Origin of the sequence: Kitasatospora nipponensis (assembly GCF_039528135.1) — a bacterium.
Lineage (GTDB): Bacteria > Actinomycetota > Actinomycetes > Streptomycetales > Streptomycetaceae > Kitasatospora > Kitasatospora nipponensis.
Window position 1 is genome coordinate 1 of record NZ_BAAALF010000537.1, and the last position, 970, is coordinate 970.

Below are 970 nucleotides of genomic sequence, written 5' to 3' on the forward strand. Positions count from 1 at the left end.
TGATCGTCGTAAGGGCGCCTCCGCCGCTGAACGCCTTGATCGAGTCGGCCGCGTAGCCGGCTGGTCCGGTGATGTGGAAGCCGAGACCGTTGGCGTTCTCCTCGCCGACCTTGTTCATCGCGGCGACGGTCTTGCCGATCCCCTCCCAGCCCGTCTGGTCCTTGTGGAGCTGGACCACGGTCTGGATGGCCTTGCCGTCCTGGGCCTTCAACGGCCCGTGCGGCTGACCCACCACGTTGTCGATGCCCTTGAACGCTTCGACGTCGGCCTGGGCCTCGGCCAGGTCGGCAGGGGTGACGCCCTCGGCCCGGTCGTAGATCACGATCGCGGGCAGCGTGTCGCCGAGCTGGAACCTCTCGGCCCGCTCGACCACCTTGGTGGACTCCGCATTACCGGGCAGCCAGGCCGAGTTGTCGTTCTTCTCGACGTCACCGAGCTGGCCGGCCAGCATCAGGGCCGGCACCAGGAGCACCGCCCAGAGCGCGAGGACGACCCACTTCCCCACTCGTCCACCGGGCAAGGACGCCATTCTTCGTATCACGTTGATTCCTCAGTGCTCAGTCGACGTGCGAGAGCCGGTCGGGATCCGCGGGCGCCACTCGTCCGCTTCCGCTCTCGGCACTTCGACGAAACACCGCACCGAAGTGTGAGGTCGGTGCTCCGGTGCGTTCCAGGGAGTGCGGGACACCGGCCGAGACGTACTACGACAACGGCTTCTCGGATACGATCAGTTGGGGGTGATTTGTTGGTGCCATGGCAACTCGGCACCGAATTTCGTCATGGGGCTGGACCGCTATCGGGGGATGAGCGTGGCTGCGGGGTTCGGGGTGCTGTTGCGTGAGTACCGGGTGCGTGCCGGTTGGACCCAGGAGGAGTTGGCGGAGCGGTCCGGAATCTCGCCGCACGCGATCAGTGTGCTCGAGTCCGGACGGCGGCGGCCGCGCCTGTCCTCCGTGGCTTGGCTGGCCAC

2 protein-coding genes are annotated in these 970 nt (G+C 66.9%); one reads left to right on the forward strand and one right to left on the reverse strand.

Going from position 1 to position 970, the window contains the following annotated elements:
* Window positions 1-505, reverse strand: a 505-nt coding sequence (locus tag ABD323_RS41730) for an MMPL family transporter (RefSeq protein ID WP_344447296.1), incomplete at its 3' end; no start/stop codon positions are given.
* A 274-nt stretch (window positions 506-779) separates the two neighbouring features.
* On the opposite strand from ABD323_RS41730, the gene ABD323_RS41735 reads away from it, so the two are divergent.
* On the forward strand, window positions 780-970 hold a 191-nt coding region (locus ABD323_RS41735), incomplete at its 3' end, for a helix-turn-helix transcriptional regulator (protein ID WP_344447297.1).